The sequence below is a fragment of the Emticicia fontis genome (assembly GCF_054779675.1).
The window spans coordinates 451,958-468,741 of record NZ_BAAGXU010000037.1 but is presented as its reverse complement, the minus strand read 5'-3'; the positions used below and the strand labels follow the sequence as shown (position 1 = coordinate 468,741).

The following is a 16,784-nucleotide window of genomic DNA, read 5'->3' as shown; positions in this document are numbered from 1 at the left end:
ACTTAAAGTACAAAGGTGAGATTATTAATTGACAAAACCTAGTGTATGTCTTATTAATTCTTAAAAATAGATAATTCTACCTATTTTTTGTACTATATTTTTACTCAAAAACGAACTATTAACCTTAATTAACATTATTTCAATCTCTCTTAACCTATGTTGAGAGACGTGGTTTCTACTTTTGTTCAGACAAAAATCAAACCACTTATGAAAAAGCTTTTCATTCTTCTTTTATTTTCAATCCCTGCTTTTGCTCAGAAAATCACTATTAAAGGTATGGTGACCGACTCGGCTTCTGCACCTTTGCAATATGCTACGGTACTATTGCTGAGCCCCAAAGACTCTTCTTTAGTGAATTTCGGGCGTACCAACGACAAGGGTATTTTTGAGCTAAAAAACCTGAATCCTGCCAACTATCTCTTTAAAATCACCTATGTGGGGCATCAGCCTTATTTTAAACTCATTGTGCCTGATGGTGCTACCGGGATTGATCTGGGTATCATCAAATTAGAAGCTGTCAGCAAAGAACTGGCTGAGGTAACTGTGAAAGGAGAAAAAGCTCCGGTAAGCATTAAAGGAGATACGGTAGAGTTTAACGCGGGTTCGTTCAGAGTAAAACCGAACGGCGTAGTAGAAGACCTCTTGAAAAAGCTGCCAGGAGTAGAGGTTGATAAAGATGGAACGGTAAAAGCACAAGGTGAAACCGTGCGACGGATTACGGTAGATGGCAAAGAATTCTTCGGCCGTGACCCTAAAATGGCTACTAAAAACCTACCAGCCGATGCCATTGATAAAGTACAAGTCTATGACAAACGCTCAGATCAGGCCGATTTCACAGGTATTGATGATGGCAGACGTGAGAAAAACATCAACCTGAAACTAAAAGAAGACCGTAAGAAAGGAGCCTTTGGCCAGATTACCGTTGGCGCAGGTCTTGACGAGCGCTATGCAGGCCGATTGAACATTAACAGATTCAATAAAGATAAACAGCTATCTGTATTGGCAATGGGCAACAATGTCAATCAACAAGGCTTTTCGATTGATGATTATATGAATTTCTCAGGAGGTTTGCAGCGAATGATGAGCGGTGGTCAGCTTCGTATCCAATTCAGTTCTGATAATGATGGAGGTTTGCCATTAAACTTCGGTAACCGCCAGAATGGATTTGTGAGAAACTGGGCGGGTGGGCTTAATTTCAATAACCCTATCAGCAAAAAGACCGAGATCAATGGTAGTTATATGTTCAATAATATCAATCAGATTATTAATAAAGATGTGAACCGCCAGAATTTCCTGCCAAATGGCGATAAGTATACAGCCTTACAAAACACATCGCAAAACACGATGAACGATAATCACCGACTCAATTTTACGCTCAACCAGACGATTGACTCGATGAATTCAATAAAATGGTCATCTTATATCAATTATAATCATACCCGAGCAAATACCCTAAGCATGAGCCGGTCATTGAATAATACGAATGTATTAGAAAACGAGGGCAATCGTAATTATGGTGGCAGCAGCGAGGCCTTAGGCTTAAACAGTGATTTATTGTTTCGCCATAAATTTCATAAAAAAGGGAGAACACTCTCAACAAACCTGAGTTTTCAGCTCAATAATACCGATAGCAACGGAGACCTCGCTGCCTTGAATAAATACTATACCGATGGCACCTTATCACGTACCGAAAACATTAATCAGAAAAGTACCCAGAAATCAGACCGGATGAATTATGGTTTGAATGCTTCTTATACCGAGCCTTTGGGCAAACGCAAATACCTGGAAGTAAACTATGCCATTCAGAAAAATGACTACCTGTCTGATGCTTTGGTGAATGATATTAAAGATGGGATACCGGTATATAACAGCCAGTTGAGTAATAAATTTGAAAGCAGTTTCCTTTATAATCGTCTCGGCGCTAATTTCAGATTGGTGCAGAAAAAGTATAATTTCTCTACAGGTGTGAGTTTCCAACACGCCAATCTGAGAGGGAAACTATTATTGCTGGATACTGATATTTCCAGAACATTCCAGAATGTATTGCCTAATATGCACTTCAACTATGATTTTCAGCAAAGTCAGCATTTGAGATTTGATTACGAAACGAATTTCCAGGAACCGAATATTACGCAGTTAGCACCGATTACTGATAATCGTGACCCCTTGAATATTTATGTGGGTAACCCGAATCTGAAACCGGAATATATCCATAGAGTTGGTCTGAACTATAACTCTTTCAATCAACTGAGTTTTACTAATTTCTTTGCATCGGCCAATTTAACTTATACTACCAATAAGATAAATAATGCCCAGGAAATCAGCCCGACTTTCGTACAGACCTCGCAGCCTATCAACGTAAAAGATGATTACCTCTTGGGTGGTAACCTGAATTATGGATTCAGAATCAGACCGCTAAAAATCAGGGTTGATTTAGGCCAGCGTGCATCGGCTAGCAGAGGTATCAACTTCGTGAATCAACAGGAAAACCGCACCAAGGGCTTTCTGGCCTCAAGCAGCCTGAGATTAAGCTACCAAAGAGATAATTTTGATGCATCAGTCGAAGGCCGTGTGACCTATAACCAGACGCATTATTCGGTAAACAAACAGATGAATCAGGAGTATTTTAATAATACAATGGGTGCTGACATGAATTGGACCATTACCAAGAATCTTGTTTTCGGAACCGATTTCGACTATTTTACTTATTCAGGTCTAACCGGAGGTTTCAATCAGAAGATTCCACTATGGGCGATGTCAGTATCCACTTTCTTCCTGAAAAACAGACGTGGTGAATTGAAACTATCAGTAAACGACTTGTTGAATCGTAATACAGGTATTAGTCGCTCAGCTCAGTTAAATTACGTGCAAGACGAACGCATTACCACTTTAGGAAGATATTTTTTGTTGAGTTTTACCTATTCGCTGAAAGGTATCTCTCCACAACCGAAGGGGGTTATCAGGATTGGGGGGTGATGGGGAATTGAGTGATTGAGCGGCCGCTAACTCACTCAATAAATCTTTGTTTGGTATATAATTTAGTTTAGTTTGTTGGAGATTAAGCAGTTATTTTATGGCTGCTTAATTTTTTCACCTTATCCTGTATTCAGATATATAAACCTCCTGTTTTAATCAATCACACAATCACTCATTCACTAAATCACTCAATTCTCCTCAATCCCTCAAATCATCCAACATTCTAATATACAAATCTTCTACTTTCTTTCTGGCCCAGGGCGTTTTGCGTAGAAAATTGAGGCTTGATTTAATACTTGGGTTATTGGCAAAACAATTGATACGGACATGATATTCCATCTGTTCCCAGCCGTGATAGGCTACCAGTTCATTCAGAATCATTTCGAGGGTTTTGCCGTGCAGCGGATTATTGGGTTGTTCCTGACTCATTTTTTGCCTTTACTTTTCTTGCGTTTCATTTCTTCAAATTGTTCGGCTTCTTTCAGCAAAGCCTTTAAATCAGAGCTGGTTGTATCTTTAGAGAAGTCGATGGTAGCGCTATAATCCAGTTTATCTAACTCCATTACCTGAATCGGTTTCGTCAGAAACGTTTCTATTTCGGCCAGAATCGGTTTTTCTTCGGTGCTGCAAAACGAAATGGCATGGCCTTTCTGTGTACCTCTACCCGTACGACCTACCCTATGCACATAGTTTTCAGGCACATCGGGCAAATCATAGTTTACTACATAATCTACATTGGCAATGTCAATCCCCCGGGCACTTACATCGGTAGCAATTAATAGTTTGGCTTCTCCTGTTCTGAATTTATTCAATACCAACAGGCGGTCTTGTTGTTCTTTGTCGCCATGCAGGGTTTCAGAAGCAATATTTACCCGTTCCATCGCGGCTTTCACGCGTTCGGCGCGTACTTTGGTACGTACAAAAACCAGAATCTTACTTTCCGGGTGCTCATTTACCATACGTTCCAGAAAGAAACGCTTATCATCCATTTCTACATAAAGCACTGCATGGTTGATGTTCTTGGCAACCTTATCATTCGGCGAAACCTGTATTCTGATGGCATTATGTACCAGCGAATAGGCCAGCTTCTTAATAGTTTCGTTAATGGTAGCCGAGAAAAATAAGGTCTGGTGTTTACGCGGAAGAAACCGGATTACATCCTGAATATCTTTGATAAAGCCCAGATCCAACATATGGTCGGCCTCGTCTAATATCAGAATTTCTACATGATTCAGTTTCAGGTGCCCCTGGCTTACCAGATCGAACATCCGGCCCGGTGTAGCTACCAGCACATCAATCCCTTGTTCCAGTTTCAGAATCTGAGGGTCTTGTTCAACTCCTCCAAAAAGTGAAAAGGTCTTTACCTTTGTCCCCTGCCCCAGCTTCTGAAAGACCTCAGTAATCTGAATAGCAAGTTCACGCGTTGGTACCATCACCACACAGCGAATGGCATCAGCTCTTGAACTCTTTTTGGTATCATTTATCAGATGCAAAACCGGAATGGCAAAGGCCGCTGTTTTCCCCGTGCCTGTCTGAGCAATAGCCAGCACATCTTCACCCCTTAGAATAGGTGTGATAGACTTGTACTGGATATCAGTTGGGCGTTTAAAACCCAGTTTCTCCAGATTCTGCTTGATTTCCGGTGCTATGCGGTAGTCGTCAAATTTCATTTTTTATTGCGTTTATCGTAGCCTTTTCCAATGCCTCTGAAACCGCCCGTAGCTTTCCCCTGCTGATTGATTTTGACGTCTTTCTTAGGTTTTGGCGCTTCTTTTTTCTCCGAGATACTTACTTCCAGCGTTCTTCCCATCAGCTCAGTCCCGTTCAGTTCATATATCGCATTTCTTACAGCATCTTCATCCGGCATATCTACAAAACCGAAGCCTTTGTTCTGGCGGGTGGCTTTGTCTTTCACGATTTTTACCGACGTTACTTCGCCGTATTTTTCGAATATCGCTCTTAAATCTTTTTCTTTTAGTTTGAAAGGAATACTCCCCACAAATATATCCATTGCCTTGGTGTCTATGATTGAGCCACAAAAGTACGAATTTTCTATGAAATGTTGGGGTTGGGCGTGGATATACTCATTTTAATACAAATAGCAGATAAAACAGCTCTTTATGTCTTTCGCTGTCATAAGCAAAGTCATTTATTTAAAACCATCCTTTTTAGCTGGAACAACTCTTTGCAAGTCTTCATCTGTTTTGGCACGGCTTTTGACAACCTTAATTTGTAACCCAAAATTTCTAAAATTTAACCCGTTTAATAAAAGTCAAGTCCCATGATTACAAACAGAATTGGGCTGTTGGCATTTGCTTTCCTAATAGTCCTTAATACTTTTGCTCAGAATAATAAACTAAAATCAGCAAACCGCAACTTCGATAATATCAGTTACATTGAAGCCATCCGTAACTACGAAGATTACCTGAGGTCGGCCAAAAAAGGCACGCCCGAGGTAAAAGAGGCTTTGACCAAACTGGCCTATTGCTACCGTAAAGTGCAGGATTCACGCAATGCCGAGCTTACCTATGCCCAGCTATTGGAAGCCTACGATAAAGATGTAGAAAGCGAGGTTTATCTGTATTATGCCCAGGCTCTGGCCAGTAATGGCAAATACAAAGAATCGCAGAAAATGTATAGCAAATATGGGCAGGAACAAACCGCCGATATGCGCGGACGCAAGTTTACGGTGGCTTACATGGATAATAGCCGCTTTTTTGAAGATTCTTCAACTTACCAGATAGATTATCTCTACGCACTCAATTCCCGACAATCAGATTTTAGTCCGATGTTTTACAAGAACGCCCTGGTATTTGTATCAGCGCGCGAAGAAGGGGGCATCATCAAACGGGTATTCATGCAAAACCAGACGCCCTTTCTCGACCTTTTTGTTTTTCCTGATACAACGCAGTTGAGAAAAGACAACATTGCGATGAAGAAATCAGGTGCAGGAGCGATTTCCACCTCAACAACATCGCTAAGTAATCTTGAAAAAGCAGATGAGGAAAAAGAAGAAAAACCTTTGACCAAAGTCGAGCAATTCAGTAAGACACTCAATTCAAAATATCATGAGGGGCCTGCAACGTTCTTCAAAGATTATAAGAAACTTATTTTTACCAGTAATAACCGCAGCAAAGGCAAAAATCGGGTTAGTTCAGATGGCATTACCAAGCTGAAGCTCTACATGGCCTCCGAAACCAATAAAGGCTGGGGCAATATTGTTGATTTACCCTTTAACAGCAATGAATATTCGTGCGGCCATCCGGCTCTATCACCTGACGATACCAAGCTATACTTTGTATCAGATATGCCTGGTGGATATGGCGGAACAGATATTTATGTCACCGAATACCGCGACGGACAATGGAGTTCGCCAGTCAATTTAGGTCGGGAAATCAATACCGAGGGCAATGAAATGTTTCCATTTATAGATGAAAACGGAGATATGTATTTCGCATCTGACGGGCATGAAGGACTAGGTGGTCTGGATATTTTCTATGTTGAACTCAGAGAGGGTATTCCGATGAGTGAGGTTAAAAACCTGGGTGCACCTATCAATTCACCAAAAGATGATTTCGGACTCATTACAGATGCCGGACGCAGCAGAGGCTATTTCAGTTCGAACCGGAAACGTGGATATAATGACGATAATCTATATTCGTTCATTCACGGCTGCCGCCAATTGAATGTACTGGTATACGATAACGATACCAAAAAGCCTATCGAAAGTGTAGATGTACGCTTACTGAAAGATGGACTGAATAAAGACCTGATTGTAACAGGGCCTGACGGCAAAGTCTCGGTTTGTCTGGAAGCAGGAACAGATTTTGAGTTCAAGGCCATGAAAGAGGGCTATGAACCAAATAGCATCACTTACGGCACATTTGCAACATCACTGAAAAACAGAACATCTATTACGATGTATCTGCAAAAATCTAAAACGCCGCCACCTATCATTAAAGGAACCATTGTAGCCGAAGTAAACCAGATACCTATTGAGGGAGCAACGGTAACTCTGGAAAACGAGAAAGATGGGTCAATACAAACGGTAGTAACAGGTGTTGATGGCAAATACGAGTTTCAGCCTAAAAAAGAGGGAGATTATAGCGTAACAGCTATCAAAGATAAATATGCAGTAAACACTGAGAATCTGGGCAAGGTAAAACCAACCAAGAAAGGGCCAAAGACTTTTGAACAGAACTTGGGTCTGGTAGGTGAAGGAGATATTTTCAGACTGGAAAACATTTACTATAACTACGGACAGTTCTTCATCCGCCCTGATGCGGCCAAAGAATTAGAAGCCAAACTGGTGCCATTATTAAGAAAATATCCTGAAATGCGTATCGAAATCCGGTCGCATACCGATAGCCGCTCGAGTGATGCTTTCAATGTAAAACTATCAGAAAACCGCGCCAGAGCCGTAGTTGATTATCTTATTACACGTGGCATAGAAATTGCAAGGATAGAAGCAAAGGGGTATGGGGAAAGCGAATTATTAAACAATTGTGAGAATGGCGTAAACTGCACAGAGGCCCAACATCAGGCCAATCGCAGAACAGAGTTTAAAATCTTATCGGTGGCAGTGAGCAGCCGATAATCATCAAAGAAATCAAAGAGTAGTTTTTTCATAGTTTAGGGTTAGGGTTTATTATTCCGGAAAGCATTGCTAGTTTTTAGCAATGCTTTTTTTGGTTTAACTCATATCGGCAAATTTGAAATCCCTACGGGATTTTCATAATATTCATAAAAAAATCTTAGGCCTCAGACAACTTCCCCCCAACTTTCTGCATATATACTATTGAAAGCCAAAAACATTGCTACCAATGCAGGAACTTCAGTTGATACAGGAGCTACAGAAGCAAAACCCGTTTGTGCAGAAACGCGTCTATGACCGTTTCGTGAAACGGATGTTCCGTCTATGCCTCCGCTATGTGAAGATTGAAGCCGACGCGCAGGAATTATTGATGAATGGCTTTCTGAAGTTTTTTAACTCAGTCAGTAAAATCGAGTATCGGAGTGAAAATACCTTAGAGCCTTATCTGAAAAAACTGATGGTGAACGAATGCCTGATGTTTATCAGGCAAAGAAAAATGAACTGGGTATTGATGGAAGAAATCGCCGATGAAGAGCCCATGAGTGATTTTTCGGCCCATGAATATCTGGATGAAGAAGCCATTTATCAGCTGATATTAAAACTACCCGATGGCTACCGGACGGTTTTTAACCTCTATGCTCTGGAAGGTTTTAGTCATAAAGAAATAGCGACGCAGTTGCGTATCAGCGAAAATACTTCCAAGACCCAATTGTATAAAGCCCGATTACTATTACAAGCAGAACTGACGAAATTAGGATACAGCTATGGAACATAAATTAGACGACTTCTTTCGCAGAAAGACCGAAAATATAGAAGATAATATCCCTGAAAACTCAAATTTCGATGAGCAATTATTCTGGGGAACATTACAAAAAAATCTGGACAAGCCCCAGCGCAAAGCCTGGTGGAAATGGGTTGTAGCCGCTGCCTGTTTAGGAGGTGTGGTATTATGGATAGTTTCGATTTCGAGGGTTGCAACTGAAATTCCGGTAATAAGTCATACAAAAAGAGTTGAGCCTACGCCTACTATAAAGCCAGACTGCTCTTTAGTGGTGGTACATCCTAAAAAATTAAAAGAATCAACGCATAAACCCAAGAAAAAGGAGATTATTGAATCGAAAAAAGAGTTAAAAGTTGAGGTTGAGAATCTGGCCATTAAAGCTAATCCTATACCAATCATAAGCCCTACGATCAAACAGGATTCTATCCATTTCAAACCTTTGATAGTGGCTGAAACAAAACCCCAATTCAAGACAATACACGTAAACGAGATTTCAAATACAGAACAAACACCGATACCACAGCCTAAATTCAAAATCAGATTTGCCGCAAGGAATCAGAACTAGCATACATATCTAAAACATAATCATCATGATTCGTACCATCATTGTTTTATCAATGCTCCTGACAGGCATTGCAGGCGGAGCTATTTGCCAGACCAAAGCCAAATATGATACTATGCGTGTGCTGGAAGGCACCCGCCCTCCTATCCTACTCAATACTTTCGGCAAACGTGCCGATGTATTCAACCACGAAGAGGTATTGAAAAACACTAACAAAATTACCATTGATTTCGGCGATAAGAATCGATTATTAATAGATTTCTATGGTGAGGATTTTGATTTGAAAATCAATGCAGATTCGCTTCTGCGAAACTTCTGGAATGATTACCAACTGGTAAAAGAGAGTTTCAGAAAAGATGCAGCTAAAAAAATCACCTATTTCGGAAAAAACCGCTATGTGAGTGGGAATCCATTAATTGATATAGTTTATTATCCTCAAAAAGAAGTGCTACGAATAGCCAAAGACCGGGAAGTAGAATCAGTCCTACTCTTACAAGACACGCTCGTGCTGGTTAATTATCAGGACGTGGCTGCATCCGAATTAGTTAAATCACACAACCGGGTTTTCAAAACTTACCCCCATCAGGAGTTTACATTTGTACTCAATAGCCTGGACGACATCAGGGATATTTTAACAATAAACGTTAATCAAACCATCATTGAAGCCGTAGAAAGAGCCCGAAACGAAAGAAAAGGTGCAGCAGGTTGGAAAATGGTAAAAGTAGAAAACGATGTAGCCAATCAGAAAATCAAATCTTCGGTAGTAGGTGGCCCACTCTTAGACATCTTAGAAATTCATGGAGATATTGGTTTAGGTTCTTATCAGGATAGGTTTGTCCCTTCGGCTACTCTTGCCGTTAGTCTGATTTCTGATAATTATCTAAAAAAGGGATTTTCTATAGGTGTGCAAGCTTATTTTCCGCATGAACGCAAACCAGATCATACGTTTTCATTCAACACCAAATACATGCCATTTGTGGGAATGACCTTTTTTAAGAAAACCGGAGTAATGAGTAAAAATGTAGAACTAAAAGCAGGTGTATTTGCCGGCTATGCCGAGAAATCGCTCAAACTATTTGCCTGGTATCAGATGACTCCGTGGCTCAAATTCCAACCCGAAATCAATCTTTTCAGCAAGCAATCACCAGTGGGTTTGCGTATGGCCATAGGCTTCTGATTTATCCACATTTTATCCAACCACCTTATGCAAAAACTATTTTTCATTTTTCTGCTGGCCTTAGTTGCCTATGCCTGTTCGTATTCGGGTGCTAAAAACACCGAGCCCATTCAGACACTTGATAAGAAAATCTCGCTCTATTCAGAGGCCGTTAAGGATTCATTTTATATCTCAGTGCAATTACCAAAAGCCTATCACGAAAAACCCGGCACAAAATATCCTACGGTTTATATAGTAGATGGCAATTTCTATTTCCCGATGCTGGCAGAGGTAGTGAAACAATATGAGGTGGCTGGATTATTACCCCCTTTGATTCTGGTGGGTATCGGCTACAAGTCTTTTGCTGCCATGGATTCGCTGCGTGAACGAGACTACCTCTACCCTGCCGCTATCCCTTCTGACGAAATGAAAAACTTAGGCGGAGGCAAAAACTTTAATAGTTTCATTGTCAATCAGCTTATTCCGCATATTGATACAAACTTCAGAACTGACACAAGTAATCGTTCTTTGATGGGTCATTCTTTTGGGGGATATTTCAGCTTGTATGCCCTGTTGAATCAGACCGAAAACAATCAGACTACTTTTAAGAATATCGCTTCGGCGAGTCCTTCTTTGTGGTATAATAATTATTATCTGAATCAACTGACAGAAAAGCTAAAGAATAGAAAAACGCAAAATCAATTAAATCTTTATCTGACTGTCGGAGGACTGGAAGACCCTACCTGGAATATCAATCCTACAAAAAAACTGGCTGATGCTATTTTCAACACCCATCAACCAAACCTGAATTTACATTACACTTCTTACAACGATTTAGACCACATGGATGTAGCAATGATTTCATTCACCAAAGCATTGCAGGCGTTTTATAGGAACAATTGAGTGATTTAGTGAATGAGCGATTGTGTGATTATTTCATGAATTATTTGCCACGATGTACACAAAAGCACTATGTTCCACAATTAACTAATATTTAATTAATCACTCATTCACCATTCACTAAATCTCTCAATAAATACATTTTTATCCGCAATTTCTATACCTTTGCACAAATTTTTCACCAAAGGGTAAGAGAATTATGGCTGAACCAAATATCGAATTTCTTTACAAGTATTTAAACAATGCTTCTCCTACTGGTTTTGAAGCATCAGGACAACAGATATGGCTCGATTACATTAAGCCATATATCGACACGCAACTGGTTGATGTGTATGGTACGGCAGTTGGGGTTATTAATCCCGGACAACCGTATAAGGTGGTGATTGAAGGGCACTCTGACGAAATTTCGTGGTTTGTGAATTATATCACAGAAGATGGCTACATTTATGTACGCCGCAATGGTGGTTCTGACCATCAGATTGCGCCGTCTAAAAGAGTGAATATCCACACGCGCAAGGGGATTGTAAAGGGCATATTTGGCTGGCCGGCTATTCACGTACGTGAATCTGCTACAGAAGAAAGACCAACCTTAAAAAATATCTTTATCGATGTAGGTGCAGCGAAAAAAGCAGAGGTAGAAGAGATGGGTATCCATGTAGGTTGTGTGATTACGTTCGAAGATAGCCTGATGGAATTGAATAATAAATTCTATGTAGGCCGTGCCTTAGACAACCGTATGGGTGGCTATATCATTGCCGAAGTGGCTCGTAAACTGAAAGAGAATAATATCCAGTTGCCTTATACATTGTATATAGTGAATTCGGTACAGGAAGAAATCGGATTGCGTGGCGCAGAAATGATTTCAAGAAGATTGAAACCAGATGTAGCCATCTGTTGCGATGTAACGCATGATACGCAATCGCCGATGTATAATAAAAAACTGGATGGAGATATCGCTTGTGGCAGAGGCCCGGTATTGACTTATGGCCCTGCTGTACAAAACAATCTATTAAACTTCATGATTGACGTAGCGGCTGAAAACTCAATATCTTTCCAGAGAGCAGCCGCAAGCCGCTCGACGGGTACTGATACTGATGCGTTTGCTTATTCGGCAGAGGGTGTAGCTTCGGCTTTAATCTCTTTACCGCAAAAGTATATGCATACCACAGTAGAAACATGCCACAAAGAAGATATTCAGGCTTGTATTGATTTATATTATCAGATTCTTCTAAAACTAGAAGCCGGACAGGATTTTAGTTATATTAAGTAACTTTATAGACCCCACCCTAACCCTCCCCAACAGTAGGGAGGGAACAAAAAAAGTCTCTCTCCCCACTGTTGGGGAGAGAGATTTAGAGAGTGGGGTTTTGTTCACTATTATACATATTTTGTACACGTTGCCTATCCAAATTTCCTTAAAATTCTACGCAGCTCCTTTCCCAAACCCCACAGTCTCCCGATATAGTTGCGGCGAAACATCGGCATTATTCTTAAAAAACCTGCTGAAATAATATTCATCATCATAGCCTAAATCATGGGCAATTTCTTTGACTGATTTATTGGTGAGATACAATTCGCGCTTGGCTTCAATCACAATTCTTTCTGAAATTAAATCGGTGATGGTTTTATTGAAATGCGTTTTGGTGATTTTAGCCAATGCTTTAGGCGAAATATTTAATAAATCGGCATAATCACTGGCCGAATGTTTGGTTTTAAAATGTTGCTCAATAAAATCCTTTAGGTTCTGTAAAATGAAAGGCTCTTTTTTATCGCCGAAATCCTGCTGGGCTTTTGGTTGTTGCGCTACTTTTAATCTTGATGCCGTTATCAGGAAGATTTTCAAGTAAGCTACCAATTGCTCATATTGCGCCAATGCGGGCATCTGCATCTCCAGTTTCATCTGCGCCAGCACTATTTCAAAGGTTTGTTTAGCAAGGGCATCAACCATAACAAATGGCGGATTATAGATATTATTAAACAGCACGCCATTACAAGCTATCTCCTGGTGATGCTTGTGGATACAAAAGAAACTTGGGTGGAAATTTAAAACTATCCCTTCAATCTCCTGTATTTCTTCGAGCATAAACGGCTGATAAGGGGTAAAGAAAAACATCGTGTCTTTTTCAAACGCATATTCGGTAAAATCCACTTTTACCGTACCACTGCCTTGCTGTATCCAGATGACAGAAAAATAATTGAGGCGTTGAATGTGGTCGAAATGGCTGTTTCCGGTAAAAGAAAAAAGTTTAAAGGCGAGATTTCCGTTGGTTGGGTCAACCAATGTAAAAGTATCCTGATTAAGCATTTGCTGTGTTTATCTGTGCTTTGAGTCGTTCTATTTCGGTTTCCAGTTGGGCAATATACTCTTGTTGTGGTTTCATTATGGTTTCAACTTCTTCCATTGTATATCTGGGCGTAATGTGCTGCGGGCAATTCCAGTCAAAAGATTCTACATGGAAAATAATCATCCGCTCTGCCCTGAATTTATATGCCTTCAGGTCAAGCGCTTCATATAGTTCCTCATTCCCTTCCAATTCTAGCACCTTTGCCCTGGCAAAAATCTTTAATCTGATTTTATGCGCATAATCCATCAAAAATAGAGAAACATTCGGATTACTTTCAAAATTCCCTACCGAAACATATTGTTTATTTCCACCGAAATCAATAAATCCCAGGCGTTTGGCATCCAGCACTTTCAAAAAGCCTTTTGGCCCACCCCGGTGCTGTATATAAGGGAAACCACTTTCGGTGATGCTGGCCATATAAAAGCTATCCCGCTGTGCAATGAATGAGGCTTCATAGGTGCTTATACCCTCTTTTCTGTTCTCACGCTCCAGCCTTGCATACACCGCTCTGCTTCCTGCTTCTTCCTGCAAGGCTTTGGCTGTTTCGCCAAAAGCAATTTTCCCGTAATAACTCATGGTCTTATTAATTTATAGTTTTTCTTGTGCCAGCACAGCTTCCCAAAGAGTGTCACCACATTCGTCAGGTATCACAACAGTCTCTTCTTTAGATTCAGTTCTGAACTTTCTGTCAATTTCTTCTATTGCCAAATCGTTTATACTCGCAAACCGTTTGGCCATCAACCCGTTTTCGTCAAATTCCCATAATTCATTGCCATAGCTTCTATACCATTGTCCGTTAGCATCATGCCATTCATACTCAAATCTGACAGCCATCCGGTTTTCCCGGAATCCCCACAGTTCTTTTTTAAGTTTATAATCCAGTTCTTTTTCCCATTTCTTTGTCAGAAATGCCCTTACTTCTTCTCTCCCATTAATAAACTCGGTACGGTTTCGCCACTCGGTGTCAATTGTATATGCCAACGACACTTTTTCTGGGTCTTTGGTATTCCAGGCATCTTCTGCCATTTGAACTTTTTGTTGAGCTGTTTCTAAAGTAAATGGTGGCAGCGGGTATCTTTTTTCTGTTTCCATTGTAGTATTTGTTTAATAGCAGGCCAATAAAGACTCGCCTCATCAGCCTGTCAGCTACCTTATCATAAAGCCGGAGCAACCGGAAAATCAACAGGTATCTGAGTTAGATTATGTGTATAATTCATTGCTGTTTTATCTGATATAAGCAAAATCAAATCTATCAGATTCTCATTGGTATAACCTTGTTCATAGAACTCACTTACCAGTTCTCCATTTGCCTTTCCTTTGCTTCTGGTAATATCGGCTGCCAGTTTCACAAGTGCATTCAGTTTCGGATTTTCGCTTTTCCCTCTTCTCAAATCTAATATCTGTTCATCAGTAAAACCATTCATTTTACCTATTGTAGTATGTGCGCTCAAACAGTAAATACATTCATTAACCTGACTTACTATCAGATTAACAGCCTCTTTTTCTCTATTGCTCAATGATGTTTTGGCATTCTGATAGGCAAGAAATTTTGCAAGCCCATTGGTTGAATATGCCATTGTTGCATATAGATTCGGAACAAATCCCAGTGATTTTTTAAGGTTATCAAAAATTTCCTGATTGTTTGTGGTTACTTCTTCTCTGGTTGGTACTGCGAAAGTTTTCATCTTTTTCTTTGATTTAAATTAATATTTTGATGATGCAAAGGTATAGCAGCCCTTATTGCTTTAAAATGGATGATTTCCGCAATGAGATGGACAATTTTCTCAGACACGCTACAAGCGCTCTTTTAGTAGTTAAAAGAGCCGTTTATCATAAAAATCCCGTATCCATTTTCTTCTGATTCGATTATATTGTATTTTCACCTTTAAGACTCAAAACTCCTACTATGCAAGCTAAGCACCTGAAATGGCTGATACTCTCACTCGCCCTGCTGAAAACCGTTTTTCATTTATATTTTTATAATAAGCTAGAACCTCACCGCGACGAGCTACTCTATTTTTCTTTAGGTACGCATCCAGCCAGTGGTTATGCCTCTGTGCCGCCTATGGTTGGTATATTAGCATTTCTATTGATGAAAACCATCGGTTTTTCGGCCTTTGCCATTAAAATTTTACCAGCCATCCTAGGAGGAGTCATGATCTGGTTAACTACTAAAATAACCGAAGAATTGGGTGGAAATTGGTTTGCCCAACTGCTAACAGCTCTGGGTATTTTTATAGCTCCGATTTTCGTTCGTCCCTTCTATCTATACCAACCCGTAGGTTTCGATATTTTCTTCTGGACATTGATATTTTATTTCACTATCCGCTATCTCAATACCCGCCAGCATAATTATCTGCTTTATTTAGGCATTGCCGGGGGTTTTGCTATACTCAACAAGCATCTGGTAGTATTGCAATTAGGAGCTTTAGTGATTGCTTTTCTATTGAGTTCGGAACGGAAAACGCTTGGGCAAAAATCATTCTGGTATGCCATTGGAGTCTGTATAATTATTGCTTCGCCTAATATTATCTGGCAAATAACTCATGGGCTTTCAAGTATCCGACATTTAGGTGCACTTAATAAACATCAGTTAACACACTTAAACAGGATCAATTTTCTGAAAGAACAATTATTGATGCCGGGTATTTTTCTATTACTCACCTGTGCCGGATTATGTGGCTTATTGTTTACTCAGAAACTCAGTAAGTACCGCCTCTTGGGTGTTACTATTTTGTTTGTTATCGGAATTCTCTTTGCCGTGAAAGGCAAAGGCTATTATACAGCTGGGGTATTTCCGCTGGCGCTGGCAGCAGGTTCTGTCTGGTGGGAAGGGTTGCTGAAACAATGGTATGTCAGAATGGCTTTAATCGTGTTTTTATTAGGTTTATCTATCCCCCTGCTTCCGATTGGTATACCAACCGATACACCTGAAAAACTAGCCATTCACTTCAAAAACTTCTCCGAAAAATATGGCATGAACGATATGCTAAGGCATGAAGACGGTAAAATCCACTCGCTACCGCAAGACTATGCCGATATGATCGGTTGGGAAGAATTAGCTAAAATCACTAATACTGCCTACCAACAAGTATCAGATAAAAGCAATGTATTGCTCTATTGCGAAAACTACGGGCAAGCCTCTGCCATTAATATTTTAGGCAAAAAATATGGATTACCCGAACCAGTCAGTTTTTCAGACAACTACTATTATTGGGCACCCAGAAAGATAGCGTCCACAACAAACACCTTTATTTATATAAATGATGAACTAGGCGAAGACGTCCAGAAACTTTTTGCAGATATAGGATTAGTCGGACAAATCTCTGACCCATTAGCCCGTGAATATGGCACTCAGGTATATCTATGCCGTAATCCTAAAACCAATTTTAGTGAGTTCTGGTATAAAAGGGTAGCAGGTTTAGAAAGTCCGTTTTAGAGGGAATTGTGTGATTGAGAGATTTAGTGAA

The 16,784-nt window shown here is 40.2% G+C and carries 15 protein-coding genes; 8 read left to right on the top strand and 7 right to left on the bottom strand.

What is annotated here, in order from left to right; genetic code table 11:
• The first annotated feature begins 207 nt into the window (after positions 1-207).
• Positions 208-2,976 carry a TonB-dependent receptor domain-containing protein gene (locus ACYVFA_RS17795; RefSeq protein ID WP_460473203.1) on the top strand — a complete coding sequence of 923 codons (2,769 nt, stop codon included), beginning with the start codon at positions 208-210 and terminating at the stop codon, positions 2,974-2,976.
• Between the two features lie 198 nt (positions 2,977-3,174).
• Here the strand turns inward: ACYVFA_RS17795 and ACYVFA_RS17790 are convergent, their stop codons facing one another.
• From ACYVFA_RS17790 to ACYVFA_RS17780, 3 genes are read right to left on the bottom strand one after another with little or no spacing between them, the layout of a single operon-like run.
• Positions 3,175-3,405 (bottom strand): VF530 family protein, encoded by a 231-nt coding sequence (locus tag ACYVFA_RS17790; RefSeq protein WP_460473202.1) that lies wholly within the window; start codon positions 3,403-3,405, stop codon positions 3,175-3,177.
• Positions 3,402-4,646 (bottom strand): DEAD/DEAH box helicase, encoded by a 1,245-nt coding sequence (locus ACYVFA_RS17785; RefSeq protein WP_460473201.1) that lies wholly within the window; start codon positions 4,644-4,646, stop codon positions 3,402-3,404. The genes ACYVFA_RS17790 and ACYVFA_RS17785 overlap by 4 nt, the downstream gene beginning before the upstream one ends.
• Positions 4,643-4,987: an RNA recognition motif domain-containing protein gene (locus ACYVFA_RS17780; protein WP_460473200.1), complete on the bottom strand. Its 345-nt coding sequence runs from the start codon at positions 4,985-4,987 to the stop codon at positions 4,643-4,645. Before ACYVFA_RS17780 ends, ACYVFA_RS17785 begins: the two co-directional genes overlap by 4 nt.
• 270 nt (positions 4,988-5,257) lie before the next feature.
• Here ACYVFA_RS17780 and ACYVFA_RS17775 point away from each other — a divergent pair, with 270 nt between their 5' ends.
• From ACYVFA_RS17775 to ACYVFA_RS17750, 6 genes are all read left to right on the top strand, one after another.
• Positions 5,258-7,573 (top strand): carboxypeptidase regulatory-like domain-containing protein, encoded by a 2,316-nt coding sequence (locus ACYVFA_RS17775; RefSeq protein WP_460473199.1) that lies wholly within the window; start codon positions 5,258-5,260, stop codon positions 7,571-7,573.
• A gap of 226 nt (positions 7,574-7,799) precedes the next feature.
• Positions 7,800-8,345 carry an RNA polymerase sigma factor gene (locus ACYVFA_RS17770; protein WP_460473198.1) on the top strand — a complete coding sequence of 182 codons (546 nt, stop codon included), beginning with the start codon at positions 7,800-7,802 and terminating at the stop codon, positions 8,343-8,345.
• Positions 8,335-8,916 (top strand): hypothetical protein, encoded by a 582-nt coding sequence (locus ACYVFA_RS17765; RefSeq protein WP_460473197.1) that lies wholly within the window; start codon positions 8,335-8,337, stop codon positions 8,914-8,916. Before ACYVFA_RS17770 ends, ACYVFA_RS17765 begins: the two co-directional genes overlap by 11 nt.
• 25 nt (positions 8,917-8,941) lie before the next feature.
• Complete coding sequence (locus ACYVFA_RS17760) at positions 8,942-10,090, top strand: BAR domain-containing protein (protein ID WP_460473196.1); 1,149 nt, start codon at positions 8,942-8,944, stop codon at positions 10,088-10,090.
• 27 nt (positions 10,091-10,117) lie between these two features.
• Positions 10,118-10,972 (top strand): alpha/beta hydrolase, encoded by an 855-nt coding sequence (locus tag ACYVFA_RS17755; protein WP_460473195.1) that lies wholly within the window; start codon positions 10,118-10,120, stop codon positions 10,970-10,972.
• Between the two features lie 196 nt (positions 10,973-11,168).
• On the top strand, positions 11,169-12,239 hold the full coding sequence (locus tag ACYVFA_RS17750) for a M42 family metallopeptidase (protein WP_460473194.1): 1,071 nt from the start codon (positions 11,169-11,171) through the stop codon (positions 12,237-12,239).
• Between the two features lie 153 nt (positions 12,240-12,392).
• Here the strand turns inward: ACYVFA_RS17750 and ACYVFA_RS17745 are convergent, their stop codons facing one another.
• The 4 genes from ACYVFA_RS17745 to ACYVFA_RS17730 all read right to left on the bottom strand — a co-directional run bounded on the left by ACYVFA_RS17745 (position 12,393) and on the right by ACYVFA_RS17730 (position 14,999).
• Positions 12,393-13,274, bottom strand: a complete 882-nt coding sequence (locus ACYVFA_RS17745; protein WP_460473193.1) for a helix-turn-helix domain-containing protein — start codon at positions 13,272-13,274, stop codon at positions 12,393-12,395.
• Positions 13,267-13,890, bottom strand: coding sequence for a pyridoxamine 5'-phosphate oxidase family protein (locus ACYVFA_RS17740; RefSeq protein ID WP_460473192.1), 624 nt, complete (start codon positions 13,888-13,890; stop codon positions 13,267-13,269). The genes ACYVFA_RS17745 and ACYVFA_RS17740 overlap by 8 nt, the downstream gene beginning before the upstream one ends.
• A gap of 12 nt (positions 13,891-13,902) precedes the next feature.
• Positions 13,903-14,406, bottom strand: a complete 504-nt coding sequence (locus ACYVFA_RS17735) for a nuclear transport factor 2 family protein (RefSeq protein ID WP_460473191.1) — start codon at positions 14,404-14,406, stop codon at positions 13,903-13,905.
• 62 nt (positions 14,407-14,468) lie between these two features.
• A complete protein-coding gene (locus tag ACYVFA_RS17730; protein WP_460473190.1) occupies positions 14,469-14,999 on the bottom strand; it encodes a carboxymuconolactone decarboxylase family protein in 531 nt (176 codons plus the stop codon).
• 221 nt (positions 15,000-15,220) lie between these two features.
• Between ACYVFA_RS17730 and ACYVFA_RS17725 the strand changes: the two genes are divergently transcribed.
• Positions 15,221-16,753 (top strand): glycosyltransferase family 39 protein, encoded by a 1,533-nt coding sequence (locus tag ACYVFA_RS17725; RefSeq protein WP_460473189.1) that lies wholly within the window; start codon positions 15,221-15,223, stop codon positions 16,751-16,753.
• Positions 16,754-16,784: the final 31 nt, after the last annotated feature.

Excerpts from the sequence above, each read along its gene's own strand:
- ACYVFA_RS17795 (WP_460473203.1), top strand. The coding sequence starts at position 208 with ATGAAAAAGCTTTTCATTCTTCTTTTATTTTCAATCCCTGCTTTTGCT.
- ACYVFA_RS17760 (WP_460473196.1), top strand. The coding sequence starts at position 8,942 with ATGATTCGTACCATCATTGTTTTATCAATGCTCCTGACAGGCATTGCA.
- ACYVFA_RS17785 (WP_460473201.1), bottom strand. The coding sequence starts at position 4,646 with ATGAAATTTGACGACTACCGCATAGCACCGGAAATCAAGCAGAATCTG.
- ACYVFA_RS17725 (WP_460473189.1), top strand. The coding sequence starts at position 15,221 with ATGCAAGCTAAGCACCTGAAATGGCTGATACTCTCACTCGCCCTGCTG.
- ACYVFA_RS17745 (WP_460473193.1), bottom strand. The coding sequence starts at position 13,274 with ATGCTTAATCAGGATACTTTTACATTGGTTGACCCAACCAACGGAAAT.
- ACYVFA_RS17775 (WP_460473199.1), top strand. The coding sequence starts at position 5,258 with ATGATTACAAACAGAATTGGGCTGTTGGCATTTGCTTTCCTAATAGTC.
- ACYVFA_RS17755 (WP_460473195.1), top strand. The coding sequence starts at position 10,118 with ATGCAAAAACTATTTTTCATTTTTCTGCTGGCCTTAGTTGCCTATGCC.
- ACYVFA_RS17770 (WP_460473198.1), top strand. The coding sequence starts at position 7,800 with ATGCAGGAACTTCAGTTGATACAGGAGCTACAGAAGCAAAACCCGTTT.
- ACYVFA_RS17765 (WP_460473197.1), top strand. The coding sequence starts at position 8,335 with ATGGAACATAAATTAGACGACTTCTTTCGCAGAAAGACCGAAAATATA.
- ACYVFA_RS17740 (WP_460473192.1), bottom strand. The coding sequence starts at position 13,890 with ATGAGTTATTACGGGAAAATTGCTTTTGGCGAAACAGCCAAAGCCTTG.
- ACYVFA_RS17780 (WP_460473200.1), bottom strand. The coding sequence starts at position 4,987 with ATGGATATATTTGTGGGGAGTATTCCTTTCAAACTAAAAGAAAAAGAT.
- ACYVFA_RS17730 (WP_460473190.1), bottom strand. The coding sequence starts at position 14,999 with ATGAAAACTTTCGCAGTACCAACCAGAGAAGAAGTAACCACAAACAAT.
- ACYVFA_RS17735 (WP_460473191.1), bottom strand. The coding sequence starts at position 14,406 with ATGGAAACAGAAAAAAGATACCCGCTGCCACCATTTACTTTAGAAACA.
- ACYVFA_RS17790 (WP_460473202.1), bottom strand. The coding sequence starts at position 3,405 with ATGAGTCAGGAACAACCCAATAATCCGCTGCACGGCAAAACCCTCGAA.
- ACYVFA_RS17750 (WP_460473194.1), top strand. The coding sequence starts at position 11,169 with ATGGCTGAACCAAATATCGAATTTCTTTACAAGTATTTAAACAATGCT.